16 protein-coding genes and 2 pseudogenes are annotated in these 13,834 nt (G+C 32.3%); 7 read left to right on the top strand and 11 right to left on the bottom strand.

Annotation, left to right across the window (positions count from 1 at the left end; genetic code table 11):
- Positions 1-83: 83 nt before the first annotated feature.
- On the bottom strand, positions 84-1,277 hold the full coding sequence (locus NPX36_RS11245; protein WP_257498804.1) for a restriction endonuclease subunit S: 1,194 nt from the start codon (positions 1,275-1,277) through the stop codon (positions 84-86).
- A complete protein-coding gene (locus NPX36_RS11240; protein ID WP_257498803.1) occupies positions 1,267-2,826 on the bottom strand; it encodes a type I restriction-modification system subunit M in 1,560 nt (519 codons plus the stop codon). The genes NPX36_RS11245 and NPX36_RS11240 overlap by 11 nt, the downstream gene beginning before the upstream one ends.
- A 306-nt stretch (positions 2,827-3,132) precedes the next feature.
- Here NPX36_RS11240 and NPX36_RS14430 point away from each other — a divergent pair.
- A pseudogene (locus tag NPX36_RS14430) lies at positions 3,133-3,463 on the top strand (IS982 family transposase); the annotation flags it as partial.
- A gap of 372 nt (positions 3,464-3,835) precedes the next feature.
- Here NPX36_RS14430 and NPX36_RS11235 read toward each other — a convergent pair.
- From NPX36_RS11235 to NPX36_RS11215, 5 genes are all read right to left on the bottom strand, one after another.
- On the bottom strand, positions 3,836-4,018 hold the full coding sequence (locus NPX36_RS11235) for a hypothetical protein (protein ID WP_257498802.1): 183 nt from the start codon (positions 4,016-4,018) through the stop codon (positions 3,836-3,838).
- 280 nt (positions 4,019-4,298) lie between these two features.
- Complete coding sequence (locus tag NPX36_RS11230) at positions 4,299-4,862, bottom strand: YciE/YciF ferroxidase family protein (RefSeq protein WP_257498801.1); 564 nt, start codon at positions 4,860-4,862, stop codon at positions 4,299-4,301.
- A gap of 46 nt (positions 4,863-4,908) precedes the next feature.
- A complete protein-coding gene (locus NPX36_RS11225) occupies positions 4,909-5,307 on the bottom strand; it encodes a thiol-disulfide oxidoreductase DCC family protein (protein WP_257498800.1) in 399 nt (132 codons plus the stop codon).
- 8 nt (positions 5,308-5,315) lie between these two features.
- Positions 5,316-5,951, bottom strand: a complete 636-nt coding sequence (locus tag NPX36_RS11220; protein ID WP_257498799.1) for a hypothetical protein — start codon at positions 5,949-5,951, stop codon at positions 5,316-5,318.
- Positions 5,952-5,981: 30 nt separating this feature from the next.
- Complete coding sequence (locus NPX36_RS11215) at positions 5,982-6,170, bottom strand: hypothetical protein (RefSeq protein WP_257498798.1); 189 nt, start codon at positions 6,168-6,170, stop codon at positions 5,982-5,984.
- Positions 6,171-6,782: 612 nt separating this feature from the next.
- Between NPX36_RS11215 and NPX36_RS11210 the strand changes: the two genes are divergently transcribed.
- The 5 genes and pseudogenes from NPX36_RS11210 to NPX36_RS14425 form a co-directional block, all read left to right on the top strand.
- A complete protein-coding gene (locus NPX36_RS11210) occupies positions 6,783-6,992 on the top strand; it encodes a hypothetical protein (RefSeq protein WP_257498797.1) in 210 nt (69 codons plus the stop codon).
- Positions 6,993-7,083: 91 nt separating this feature from the next.
- The gene (locus NPX36_RS11205) at positions 7,084-7,602 is read left to right on the top strand and encodes a DUF421 domain-containing protein (protein ID WP_257498796.1); all 519 of its coding nucleotides are present in this window, start codon (positions 7,084-7,086) and stop codon (positions 7,600-7,602) included.
- Between the two features lie 82 nt (positions 7,603-7,684).
- Positions 7,685-7,981: a hypothetical protein gene (locus NPX36_RS11200; protein WP_257498795.1), complete on the top strand. Its 297-nt coding sequence runs from the start codon at positions 7,685-7,687 to the stop codon at positions 7,979-7,981.
- A 41-nt stretch (positions 7,982-8,022) separates the two neighbouring features.
- Positions 8,023-8,268, top strand: coding sequence for a hypothetical protein (locus NPX36_RS11195; RefSeq protein WP_257498794.1), 246 nt, complete (start codon positions 8,023-8,025; stop codon positions 8,266-8,268).
- Positions 8,216-8,567: pseudogene (locus NPX36_RS14425) on the top strand (IS982 family transposase); the annotation flags it as partial. The gene NPX36_RS11195 and the pseudogene NPX36_RS14425, both read left to right, overlap by 53 nt.
- A gap of 11 nt (positions 8,568-8,578) precedes the next feature.
- On the opposite strand, the gene NPX36_RS11190 reads toward NPX36_RS14425, so the two are convergent.
- Positions 8,579-8,779 (bottom strand): hypothetical protein, encoded by a 201-nt coding sequence (locus NPX36_RS11190; RefSeq protein ID WP_257500745.1) that lies wholly within the window; start codon positions 8,777-8,779, stop codon positions 8,579-8,581.
- Between the two features lie 161 nt (positions 8,780-8,940).
- Positions 8,941-10,341, bottom strand: a complete 1,401-nt coding sequence (gene mnmE / locus NPX36_RS11185) for a tRNA uridine-5-carboxymethylaminomethyl(34) synthesis GTPase MnmE (RefSeq protein ID WP_257498792.1) — start codon at positions 10,339-10,341, stop codon at positions 8,941-8,943.
- Positions 10,342-10,486: 145 nt separating this feature from the next.
- Here mnmE and NPX36_RS11180 point away from each other — a divergent pair, with 145 nt between their 5' ends.
- Positions 10,487-11,335, top strand: coding sequence for a universal stress protein (locus tag NPX36_RS11180; protein WP_257498791.1), 849 nt, complete (start codon positions 10,487-10,489; stop codon positions 11,333-11,335).
- 3 nt (positions 11,336-11,338) lie between these two features.
- Here NPX36_RS11180 and NPX36_RS11175 read toward each other — a convergent pair whose 3' ends face one another.
- A complete protein-coding gene (locus NPX36_RS11175) occupies positions 11,339-12,361 on the bottom strand; it encodes an iron ABC transporter permease (RefSeq protein WP_257498790.1) in 1,023 nt (340 codons plus the stop codon).
- Positions 12,361-13,488: an ABC transporter substrate-binding protein gene (locus tag NPX36_RS11170; RefSeq protein ID WP_257498789.1), complete on the bottom strand. Its 1,128-nt coding sequence runs from the start codon at positions 13,486-13,488 to the stop codon at positions 12,361-12,363. Before NPX36_RS11170 ends, NPX36_RS11175 begins: the two co-directional genes overlap by 1 nt.
- Positions 13,489-13,834 lie beyond the last annotated feature (346 nt).

Here is a 13,834-nt window from a genome sequence, read left to right as displayed (position 1 = left end):
ATATTTTAGTTTTCAATAGTTATCAGTTTTAGTTTTTTCCGTCGGGGCGGTTGAGGGCGGTTGGGGCGAATTGCAATTCGCCATTACACCGCTATCTTTTTCTTTTCTTCCTCCCCAACCGCCAAACGTGACAACAACAAACTTTGTAGTTGTGCGAGTTTTTGGTTTTGTCTTTTTAAAATTTCCTTACAATTATGCAGTTTTGAAATTTGATTATCGAACTGTACTTGGATAGTATATTTTGGTTTTAAAATATTTCTAAAATACAAATCTCCCGTTGTAATCATAGATTGAGCAGAGCCACTATCTAAGGTTCTTAAATCATCATTTTTCAAATAATAATAAGTAAAAAACTTACTCATAACATTTTCTTGTAATTCGACGACTATACTAAGATTAGTTATATAGGAAAAATTTGGTGATAATTTTACTTCTCCTGTTCCACTAACTCCTCGACACAAAACAAGAATCTGAGGTTCTTCGTACATATACTCTGAATAATATCCTCGAACTCCATATCCTGAAAAGACAGGATATCCAGCAGTCAGGAATTTATCAGAATCTAACATTTTACCGTATTTCAAATTAGAAACTGTTTCCAACTTTCCAACTTCCCACCCCTCCGGAATCTCCTTCCCAAGTTCTTCATTCCAAACCATCTTTCCACCAGAAGATTTATACGGCACTATTCCCCCATTGGGGGTTAGGGGGCTTGGAAACTCAAAATCTACAAACCAATGTTTATACAAAGCCTGCGCAGTGGCTTCCAGTTTTTCGCAAATCTGCTCGTTGACTTTTATTTTGTTGGCGATGCTTTGGTATTGCGCCACAATCTTTCGCTGTTCTTCGATGCTCGGAATAGGTAATTCAACTTCACACATATCTTTCCAATCAAAAACTTCTCTAACACTTCCAATAGAATGGTATCTCGCATATCGATCAAATTCTGGTCGTGAGAACCACATCATCAAATAATCAGGAGAGAGTTCATTTTCATCAATAATTTTAAAACTGGTATAAGCCTGAGAAATCATAGCCTCATCAAAATCTTTTAATAATGCTATACCTATTTTATCGCCTCTCCTAGATGTATCTGGTATATAAACGAAGTTATTTTTCTCAATCAATTTATATTTTGACATATCGGACCCAATTGTATTGGCTACTGATGTTATGAATCTTTTTTGCACAGAAACTCCTAATAGTGGGGCATCTGATAAATCCCTATTCCGATTATCTATTAATTTAATATATTTTCCTAGCTTTTTATAACTCATATCCCAAAGTTTTAAATACATTATAAACTTCGTGTTTTAATGCTTCTTCTTGCTGAAACAAGTCTTTTAATTCGCTTTGTAAACTTTGCATTTGGGTATCGTAATCTATGTTTTCATCACGGTTTACAAACTCAATGTATTTACTAGGTACTAGCGAATAATCTTTTTTACGGATGTCTTCCAGACTGGCACTGTATGAATATTCAGGAATATCCTGATAGGTTTCTTTCCAATTTTGCTGTTGCCAATTGTGGTAATGAGTTGCTATTGCTGTAATTTCTTCTTCGCCAAACTGAACAAACTTCTTCTCAAATGGTTCTCCTTTTTGGCGCAAATCCATAAACAGCACTTCGCCTTTGCGGTTACGGTAATTTTTAATGCCGTCATTCACTTCAAACGTTCTTTCGTTTTTATTGCGGTTCAGAATCCAAAGCGTAACCGAAATATCGGTAGAATAAAACATTGCTCGTGGTAAAATCACAATAGCTTCCACCAAATCATTTTCGATAATCTGTTTACGGATTTTATATTCTTCGCCACCGCCAGAAAGTGCACCGTTCGCCAAGATAAATCCGGCAACTCCATTTTGAGACAACTTTGAAATCATGGTCAAAATCCATGCATAATTAGCATTAGACTTTGGCGGTACTTCGTATCCTGCCCAACGTGCATCGTCTGTTAATTCGTTTTCAGCACGCCAATCTTTTAAATTAAAAGGCGGATTTGCCATGATGTAGTCGGCTTTCAACTCTTTGTGCTGGTCATCGCCAAAAGTATCGGCTGCTTTATTGCCTAAATTAGCAGAAATGCCACGAATGGCAAGGTTCATTTTTGCCAGTTTAAATGTGGTATTGGTCAGTTCTTGTCCATAAATGGAAATATCTTTTTTGTTTCCCTGATGTTTTTCAATAAACTTCAACGATTGCACAAACATACCACCCGAACCGCAAGAAGGATCGTAGATTTTTCCTTTGTAAGGTTCAATCATTTCGGCAATCAGGTTCACAATGCTTTTTGGCGTGTAGAATTCACCTTTTCCTTTTCCTTCGGCTATCGCAAATTTGCTCAGGAAATATTCATACACACGCCCCACAATATCTTGCGCTTCATCTTTTAGCGTATCAATATTGTTTATGGTATCCAACAAAGCCGAAAACTTAGACTGATCCAAACCTAAGCGTGAAAAATAATTGTCGGGCAAAGCGCCTTCCAAAGATTTATTGGTGCGTTCAATGGTTTTCAGTGCAGAATCAATTTTCAACGTAATATCTTCTTGTTTTGCGTTCTCGATGATAAAAGACCAACGGGAGGCTGACGGGAGGTAAAACACATTTTCCGCCTGATAAAATTCGGGAATATCCAAAAAAGCTTCTTTGTGTTCGTTGATGAGTTCTTGTCTTCGTCTCAGAAATTTATCATTCGCAAATTTGAGGAAGATGAGACTCAAAACCACGTGTTTGTATTCAGACGGTTCTACAGAACCACGTAATTTATTGGCAGAATCCCATAAGATTTCTTCGGTACTTTTTGTTTGAACTTTTTTAGCCATTTGTGATAATGATAGTGTTTTAATGTTGTCCGTAAATATACTAAATGTTAAAATACAAAAGAAACGAAAAGAAAGGAAAATATGATGAGGAAACCCGTAAATAGGTGAGATTTTTTTTGTTAAAAAAATCAAAATCATCATCTGCTAAGTCAAAATTTATGAAATTATACCTATTGTGTATTTACAGATTTAAAAGGAAAGAGCATGTTCATTAAATTAAAAAAAATTATATTAATTTGATTGTCAATTCATTAAAAACATGAACAGTCTTATTCTAAACTACTAAATTATTTTAAAAGAATTTACAAAAGCGGAATCTTTCATTAGAATGATTTTTCACTTCCAAATGTTTACGATGTAAACTATCTGAACTACATTAAACATGACTTCCAAAACTGTTTATTAATTGGTAATAGAGGATGCATCAGCAAAATATTCAGGAAGATTTATTCCATTATTTCGAGGTTAAACTCTCCGTTCCTATGAGAAAAAATCAATATACTTTTCTACAATTTTCTAAAACAAAATCTAAAATTAGAAAGCGCATTAAAACTGAAATTTCTCAATTATCGATTCAATATCTGAATTTTTACGTTTTAAAAGAAGTTAAAACAAAATAAAAATTTATTTCTGCTAAATGCACAGCAGGTAAAAAAAATCCATATTTACACCTTCAAAATTATAAAACACTAACTTTCATGTAAATACACTTTAAATGTAGTTTTGAACAGGTATTGTGAAGATAGCTAATTACTGCTTTTCAAGCTACTGCGCTGATAGAAAAAAAAATGAGTTAAAAATTATATGCATGCATATAAAATGATTATATTTGCAGTTCATAAGTGTTTTTTTTGGTTAATTAAGAGGTTGTATGTTTTCTAACTGCAACCTCTTTTTAGTTCACTTAAAATTTTGGTTTTTGCTATATATCTTTTTATTTATGGATTAATTAAGTGCAGCGAAAGTATTTAAACAATAATAAATCCATAAGCTTACAATAATATGTTGCTTAAAAGATTTTGTTTTCTCTAATCCAGTTGCAAGCTGCTTTTATTACCTCATCATTTTTTGTGTTTGATAAATCATTGATGATAACCTGGGGCACAATTGCTTCTTTATAGCTTTTTACTGTACGATCTGTAACATATGTTTTGCCAAAAGCATACACCGTTTTAGAAAGGCAATTAAACATTCCAAAAATGTTAAGAATCTTAGAACTCTTACCTTTGATCATTTATTTTACGATCCATCGCATTTTAATAAAGATTTTAAGCAGTTAACCGAAAGCAATCCTTCGTTTTTTCTAAAAAGTGTTAATACTGAAAAAGAAAACATTTGGCTATTCTTTTGATTCTTTTAGATAAAAAAGATTAATGGCATTGCTTTTATGATAGTGAGCGTGTAAGAAAGCAAAAGGCTTAGAACTTAATCTAAGCCTCGATTATTTAAGGAGATTCATCTAATTGTATAGATTATTCCTGCTCAGTGGCATCAAAGTTTATGTCGTTATAAGCTGCTTTCGTGAGCGTTATATCGGCATCTTTTTCTTCGTTCAGTGTTTCTTCTAGCAAAGAGGCTACTTCCTCTTCGCCTAAGGTTTTTGCAAATGCTACTAAAGTACCATAGGAAGCAATTTCATAATGCTCTATTTTTTGTGAAGCAGAAATAATGGCAGCATCACGAACCGCACCTGGTTCGGTTTCTTCTAAAATACTCTCTCCTTCTTTAATCAAACCCTCCATGGCATCACATTTTTTTCCTCGGTCTGATTCATCTAATATATCAAAAACTTTACGCAAACGTTCCACTTGTTGTTCTGTAACATTTACATGAGTTTCAATTGCTTTCTTAAGTTTGATGCTGCTACAGTTATTAGCCATTTTAGGCAATGCCTTTAAGAGCGCTCGCTCGGCATACACAATATCCTTTAGTTCATCAATAAACAAGGATCTTAAGCCTTCAGCAGCTGAACTTTTAGGGCTTACCATTCTGGTATTTTGTGAATTTTGGTTTTCTGTTTTTTGTTCCTTTTTCATATTCTTAATTTTTAATTATTGTTTAATTTCTAAAAAGTTTAACTAACTAATTAATAAAGCGTGCACGTTGTTCTTTTGTTGGTAGTGTGCAGTTATCAGTACGGATGTGCTTTCGATTCTTTGCTACTAAATCATAAATTTTATCGCGAATTACTTTGGGAATTATCTTAAAAATACCAAACCATTTATACCAGCCTTTTAACAAGCTACCTATTTTTAAAATAGCATCCGACTTTTTGTATGTTTTACCGTTTGGGTGAATTAAATACAAGGTGTTGAATTTATCTAAAGGTAAATTGTTTTTTGAAAGAAAATTTTGTCCAAAATCTCCTTGCAAAGATGCGAAGTTGATAACCCCTTTTTTATCATTACGCATCACCCAATTCACCCAATAATTACAGAATCCACATTCGCCATCGTATAATAAAATATATATATCATTCATTTTTTGTGCTACTTATAATTTAACAATCCTTCTGCAAGTGATTTCCATTGCAGGTTACTTATACCTAAAATACCAAAGGTTGCGAGGGTGATATTCCGTATTTTTTTTGCTACATGTGATACATTGAGATTTATTTGTTCGTTTCTTCCATGAATTGATAAATAAATCTTAGTAGCATCACGGTACAATATAAATGTATTCGAAGCTTCACTAGTAAAAAAATGGTCTATTTCATTTCCTTTTTTCTTGGGGTTGTGTGCCGGTCGCAATTGCATAACTAATGCATCACCAACCATTTTTGATTCGTTAACTAGTTGGGCTATGTGTACAAAATCATACGGAGCAAAAAGTATTTTTTGAAGTTTAGAAAATCTAATTTTTATAAAAAAACCTTCAGTTGCCCATCCGTCTGAACTGTTACCATTTTTATCTAATAGTATAAATTCAGTATTCGTTAAATGCGCATAAAGTGTCCAATTATTCACATGGAGCAATCTATTTTTTATACTGGCATAAACCGCGTCTGAAGTATTACATTCTTCAATTTTTATGCTGCTGTAAGTGTCTGTACACCTTCCTATTCGCTGTTCTGGAACTCGCTTTCTCAGTTCTATTGGTATAGTATGCCAATCATCCTGTTTCATAAAATATTTTTTTTGGTAGGTTCGATAGAACTAACAATTTTTAGCATTATAATCCAATTCATTATCTTTGTCAGCATCTGGTTTATAAGCCACTTTATCTCTCCTAAACAATTTTCCGTTTAAACCATCAATGATTTTCCCTGAAAGATAATTAGGTTCCTTATCAAATTTATTGCTTAAGATTTCACTGTCGTTGCAATTTAATTTATCTGTATCCATAACTTTTATATTTAGTTAAAAAAAGAGTATGGTAGTGGTTTTTATTACAAATCAATTAATACTGTTCTAGTTTACTTAAATACAAAATCGAGACCATAATTCTTGAACGTTTGCGATATTTATACCGCTTTTGTTATCCAATAATCCGGCGGGGTTCAAGGTTTAAAACATATTGAAATCATTTTAACCTATTATGTAAAAAACTATATAACAATCAGTTAACAAAAAAATATAGCTCTAATTGTAGTTTTAAGCACTATTAATTTAAAATACAATATAAAAATCAATTTTAATTATAATTATTTATAAAATAATCAAAAATCATATTAAATAAATAGCACTATTTTTAAATAAGATGTATAAATTGACCAATAACTCAAAAAAGAACAATAGGTAAAGATTTCTCAAAGTGTATATAAAAACCACAAGTAAGTAAGCATTTAAAATGTGCTACTTTAATGAATCACTTATAACTCAAAAGATAAGCAAAGATGGAACATTGTTTGCCCATAGATTATTATACAATTTAGTTTTTTGGAGAGATGATGTTAGGTATTGACTAAGTAAATCCAGAAAAAATATGGAAACATTAATTATAAAATTTGTAGCATTATGGCAACAGCAAGATGGAGCAAATATCCGGAGAATCAGCCTGAAGAATCAGGAGTTTATGTGGTGAATTGGAGAATAAATAACGTGTACATGACCGTTTTATCTTTTTTTGACCGCAACACAAAAAAATGGTACAATTGTAATGATCGGGATCAATTATTAGAGGGAATTAACGCATTTAATCCTTTTAAAATCGTTCCCAATATATAGAATTCCGTAATAAAAACGTATCCTATCAAATGAATTTAAACCTTCATAAGCGCTCTTTTGTAGTGCTTTTGTTCACAAATATTTTTAAAATATGAAAGACTTATTCTTCAAAAATTGGGAAAGTTTGTACCACATACTAATTTGTGGAACAATAGCGTATTTAAGCCTCTTTATATTCATTAAAATATCTGGGAAAAGAACATTAGCCAAATTAAATGCATTCGATTTTGTGGTATCTGTAACACTTGGGTCTATATTATCGTCTATTATTTTATTAAAAGTATCGATTGCCGAAGGATTAACCGGTCTTTTTATAATCATCTCGTTGCAATACCTATTAGCTTTTCTTGCTAAAAAATCAGATACAATGGAAAAAGTAATTAATTCCACACCAAGCCTTTTATTTTACAATGGAAAATTTTTAAACGATGCTCTACAAAAGGAACTGATTACAAAAGAGGAAGTTTATGCCGAAATCAGGAGTTATAAAATTGAGAAAATTGAGGATGTACGTGCCGTGGTATTGGAACTTAATGGAGATATGACCGTAGTAAAAAAATCGGATGTATTGAATAAAAAAACTTCTTTAAAAGATATAATCAAAGAATAAAAATCAAAAATTTAGCAGCTAACAAACACTTATTTATTTTATACGATACAATTATAGTTTAACAAAATAAAACAAATCATCTATGAACAATAACTTGCAAAACAGTGAAAAACCACAGTCTGATGTGTATGTGGAACTTTTTGGATTAGATCAAAATAAATTACAAAACGGTGTTATTTTTAGTAGAGGTAATTCGCTAAAGCAGGATTGTAAAATATCCTATGAACCAAATGAAAATCCATTACCTCCCGGGATTTACTCGTTTGATTTATTTTACGAACCAGATATCACTGTTGATGATGCTGCTCCGAATCAACAAACTACAAATCACCAAGCAAACAGCAACATAATACTTAAACTGAATAAACCAATAGATTAAAATTAGCAGGCAAAATGAAATCTTTCTAAAAAAATAAGAAAATGAAAACCGTATTATTCACCGAACACGATTTTAAAAAAACACCAACAGGCTTTGTGTATATTACAACATGTATCGATGCTGAAAATAGAAAATTTACTATTGAAGCACTTCAAGCCGATAATACCTACAAGGAAGTTACTGTATTAACTAAAGCTAAAAACAACATATTTGAAATTCATAAACCACCTTTTGATGGTAGAATTTTATACTATAATACTCCCGAAAATAAAGACAACAATTTATAATATAAAATTAAAAGAGTTTAATTTTAAACCCGTTAAACCTAAACTATCTGATTTCAATTTAACTATCTTCATTATTTTGGCTGAATATAAATCGATTGACTTTGAACATCAAATTTTTATAAAAACAAAAGGTTTTTGAGATTGTATCTAAAATTGAACGAAGTGGTTACAACAGAAGGAAGAGAAAACTATTTGTGTTTATGGAAGAAATTAGAATGAAAATGTTGGAAAAGTAAAACGCATTTGAAAACTATTCTGTAATGAACTGTATGCTTTTAGAAGTCTGCAAAATCTACCGCTTTCTTAATTGTTAGAACCTGGTCAGCAAACTCAAGTGCTTCTTTGTTTTCTTTTTTTCCTTAGGATTTTTTGGGTTTTCATGTAAGTACCGTTTTAAGAATTCAAATTCTCTGATGTGTTTACGTTTTCCTTCTTCATAAATGTGAGATCCTTTGTACGTCTCAATATACAAACTAATTTTTCCTTCAGATGATTTTTTTTTGTTTAACAGAAAACTTCATATTTATAAATTTATATGTAAAACTTTGTACAATCGGTTGTACAATAGTTGTTACAAAAGTATGGCTAAAGTATAAAAAAGAAAATGACTATCAAACATAAATATTTGATAATCAACTAAAAGAAAGTAAATCTTACTAAAGAAAACTATATTTATTTTCCAATACAGAAATTCGCAAAAATATTCCCCAACAATTCATCATTTGTTACTTCGCCAGTAATTTCTCCAAAATAGTACAAAGCTTGGCGAATGTCGATTGCCATAAGGTCGGCAGATATGTTCATATCTAGCGCGTACTGCACCTTTTGTATTTCTTCTAAAGCTTTAAGCAATGCATCGTAATGGCGCGAATTGGTTATTACAGTTTCATTGTTTCGCAACACACCTGTATTCACAAAAGATAGTAGGGTGTTTTTCAGTTCTTCAATGCCCATTTTATTTTTTGCAGAAATGGTTTCAAGCTTAACGTTTAAAGGTTCAAGTTGTTTTTTAATCGTTTGAATTTCATCTTCTGAAAGCAAATCCATTTTATTGATCACAACAACCAAAGGTTTTAACGGAAATTGATTTTTTATTTTTTCAATTTCTATAATGTATTCCGAGCTTTGAACTTTAAACTTTAAACTTTCAAATAGATACAAAACCACTTGGGCTTGCTCTATTTTTTCGAACGTTTTCTTAATTCCGATGCTTTCCACTACGTCTTTTGTATCTCGAATTCCGGCAGTATCAATAAATCGGAACCCAATTCCATTAATCACCAATTCATCTTCAATCGTGTCGCGGGTAGTGCCGGCAATGTCTGATACAATGGCACGTTCTTCATTTAGTAATGCATTTAAAAGCGTAGATTTTCCCACATTTGGTTCGCCAACTATTGCTACAGGAATTCCGTTTTTAATCACATTTCCAACGGCAAAACTGTCAATTAATCGTTTAAGTACAAATTGAATGCGATCCACTAAATTTCGAAAAGCTGTGCGGTCTGCAAACGCTACATCTTCCTCTGAAAAATCGAGTTCTAATTCGATTAACGATGCAAAATTTAGCAGTTCTTCACGCAATTTGGCTATTTCGTTACTAAAACCGCCGCGCATTTGCTGCATGGCTATTTGGTGCGATGCTTCGTTGTCTGATGCAATTAAATCGGCAACTGCTTCGGCTTGTGATAGATCCATTTTTCCGTTTAAAAAAGAACGCATGGTAAATTCACCTGCCGTGGCCATTCTGCAACCTTTCCTTAACAATAATTGTATGATTTCTTGTTGAATAAATGTTGAGCCATGACACGAAATTTCAACGGTTGGCTCGCCTGTATAAGAATTGGAACCTTTAAACAAGGATACCAAAACCTGATCCATAACCTTTTCATTCTCTACAACATAACCTAAATGCAAGGTGTGCGATTTCTGTTTTAAAAGATCCTTACCCTTCACCGAACGAAATATGTTTGCAACTGTTTCTATTGCTTTTGGACCAGAAACCCGTATCACGGCTATGGCACCTGCACCCGAAGCCGAAGCTAAAGCAACTATTGTATCGTTTAAAATCATAAAAAAAGAATTGAATAGCAAAGTTACGCCAAGTTTATAAATTCTACCAATATAAAATGTTTCGACTATTTGTTTAGGGAAAATAGTTTGATGATTACATTTTTTTTTGTAATTTCCTATCAGCAAAACCAACAACCTTAATGCCATGAAAAAGATTCTTTTCCCAACAGATTTTTCTGAAACTGCCAGCAACGCTTTTGTATATGCGTTGAAATTAGCACAAAGTATTGATGCAGAAATTTATGTGTTGAACACCTACGAAATGCCTATTATTTCAACTACTTCAGCAGGTCAACCAGAACTGATTCAAAGTGTTTACACTTCTATTGAGTTGAATCATTTTGATACTTATAAAAAAGAGGTTCCTAAACTGCGAGCAGTGGCAGAACAGTTGAATTGCGGCGATATACCACTCACTTTTATTTTTGAAGAAGGTATATTGCTTACAATTCTGCAAAAAATAATTACCGAAGAACATATTGATTTTATTGTGATGGGAACCAATGGCAACTCGGGTTTTGAAAAAAAACTATTAGGGTCAAACACCGTTCATGTAATGGAAAATGTAGAAATACCTATTTTAAGTGTTCCTAAAAAAGCAACATTTAAACGTTTGAATCATTTTGGTTTTGCAACAATGCTTCGCGAAAGTGATAAAGCTGGTTTGCAGCAAATTATTAAAATTGCAGCAGCTTTGAAAGCAGATGTTAAAGTGTTGCATGTTTTGCGAAAAGAAAACCCAAGCGCAATGGAAGTTTTAAATAGTTGGAAAAAAGAATTTAACGCTACAAACGTAAGTTTTCATACGGTTTTAAATGAAAAATTAGAAGATAGCGTTTTCTTTTTTATCGATGATCAACTGATTGATTTAATGTGTATTGTGAAAAGACATTTAAACTTTTTTGAAAAGATATTTTCAAGCAGTTTAAGCAAGCAGTTATCATATCATGCCGATGTACCTGTTTTGGTATTGAAGGAACAAATAAACAAGTAGTTATTATGAAATTTTAGATCTTCTCAACATCAAATAAATCACCAAAGGCGCACCTAATATGGATGTTACCGCATTGATGGGCAATATAAATTGTTCTCCAGGTAACTGACAAATAATATCACACACCACAAGCAGCAATGCACCAATTATGATATTACCAATAAACAATTGAAAGTGATTGGTGGTTTTATAAACAATGCGAGTAATATGCGGTACGGCTAAACCCAGAAAAGCTATTGGCCCTACAAAAGCTGTGCAAACTGCAACCAACAAACACGTGATTAAAATGATAAAAAATTTTATTTTTTGTATGTTTAAGCCCATGGTTTTTGCATATTGCTCTCCCATTAATAGCGTATTCAGTGGTTTGTTTAACAAAAAAGAAACTGACAAAGTTGTTAAAATGATTGGAACAATAAAGCCTATTTGTTGCCACGAAATATTTCCTAAACTACCTAAACTCCAAAACGTGAATTTTTTTAGTTCTTCGGCAGTAGAAAAATAAGCCAGAATATTTACAAAAGCACTCGTAAAACTACTGAACATTAAACCAATTATTAATAAAGTAGCTATTTGCCGAACACGTTGTGAAATTCCTAAGATAATAAGCATAACCAAGGTGCTTCCTGCCAAAGCAAAAAGGATAATGGCTACATTTCCGGTTAAATAATTTTGAACAGTCGCAGAAAATAAACTTTTCCCTAAAATACAAATAGCAACTCCCAAACTTGCACCAGAACTCACTCCCAAAATATAAGGTTCAGCCATGGGGTTTTGAAAAAGAGTTTGCATCATCATTCCGGCTATTGAAAGTGCCATTCCCACAACGCACGCAATGATTAATTTTGGCAATCGGTATTCTAAAACAATGTATTCCCAACTGACTTTTCCCGAGAAATTACCCGTTAAAATATCAATAATATCAAGCACCGGAATACGAACCGAACCAATCATTAAATTGCAAATTGCGGCAATTACCACGAATGCTAAAAGTAACAAATGATATTTTAAATAGTTTTTAAACATTATTTTAGGGGTTCAATAAATACAGGCTTATAATTGGAAAGCAATTCCGGATGAAGAATCGAAATAAAATCTTTTAGCACCAAATCAGGTCGGTTGGGTGCATCTTCATAAAAGACAATTCCGCCAGTTGGTCCTTTTTTTATTGAATAGGAAAAAATTTGTTTGTTTTGATAAGGTGCAAACTTTTCGTAGTGTTTATTCGCTTCCGTCATTTGATTATAAGTGGTAAATTCACCAGGACCAATCCAAATATTGGCGTTTAAGGCTTTGTCTAGAACAGCTTCAAATGACAATGACAAACTGCCAGTACCTTTTGTATGACTCCACAAATAATGTCCACCTGCATCTTTAATAAACGCTGCCATCCAGCTTTCACCTTGTGGCACATACCAAACATCCTGAAAAATAGCGCCGCTTAAAACTGTTGGTTTGTTGCGAACATTCTCTACCAACTTCTTGGCATTGGTGTATTCTGAAACTATATTGTTAAAATATTCATCGGCTTTTTGCTGTTGATCAAATAAAACTCCGAAAAATTTCACCCATTCTGCTTTTCCTAATGGAGAAGTTTCTACCCAATCGGCATTATACAAAACCGGAATACCAGCTTTTTCAAATTGGTTGAATTTAGATGTTTCACTGTCAATGCTCAACCCAACGATTATTTGAGGTTGCAAATCAACTGTTTTCTCAAAATTAAGATTTTCCTTGTCAGACAATTCTTGAATACCACCTTGCGCTATTTTTTTTCGAACAATCGCAGAAGAAATATAATTCAAATTGGGAAATCCTACTAATTTATCTGAATGATTTAAAGCTACAACCGATGATATATGGGTGGTTGAAGTCACAACCAAATTTTTTACAGGTACTTGAATAAAAGGATATTTTGATAAGCTATCAGGAATTTCTTTGTTTGATTTTGCACAAACGTATGTAAACGATTTTTCAGCATTTGGCCAAGGTTTGGTGACTTTCATAACTGTGAAATCGGCATAATTGTGTATTTCTAATCCGTTGGCAAATTCAATTTGGTTATTAATTTTTTCGTTTGTGAGTTCTGTAGCCTTTTTACAACTGATAAAAGCTATAAAAACCGATAGTAATACATATTTTAAAACATTCATTTTTGTGCGCTTAGTTATGCAAAGATAGTTTAACTAAAGCTTTTATTGAAGTTTATATTTAATTTTCCGAATATATTGAAATGTTAACTGCAAGAAATATATCATCTATAATTAGATAGCTAAGTCTTGGCTTAAAAATTTTATTTTAAACAAATTTAAACAAGTGGTGATATTAAAAACGTTTTATTGAATCTTTTTTACTTATATTCACGAAATTGCCATGTCGAAATATCAAAAGCCCTGCATTAGTTTGGATTCTACTTGCGTTTTAGGTAAGATTGATGCTTACTGAGTTAATTCATTTCTAGGATGGTAAAAATCTGTTTTTTGCGATTTTAAGGATATG

Origin of the sequence: Paenimyroides aestuarii, assembly GCF_024628805.1 — a bacterium.
In the GTDB taxonomy this organism is placed as follows: domain Bacteria; phylum Bacteroidota; class Bacteroidia; order Flavobacteriales; family Flavobacteriaceae; genus Flavobacterium; species Flavobacterium aestuarii_A.
This window is presented reverse-complemented; position numbering and strand designations above follow the sequence as displayed.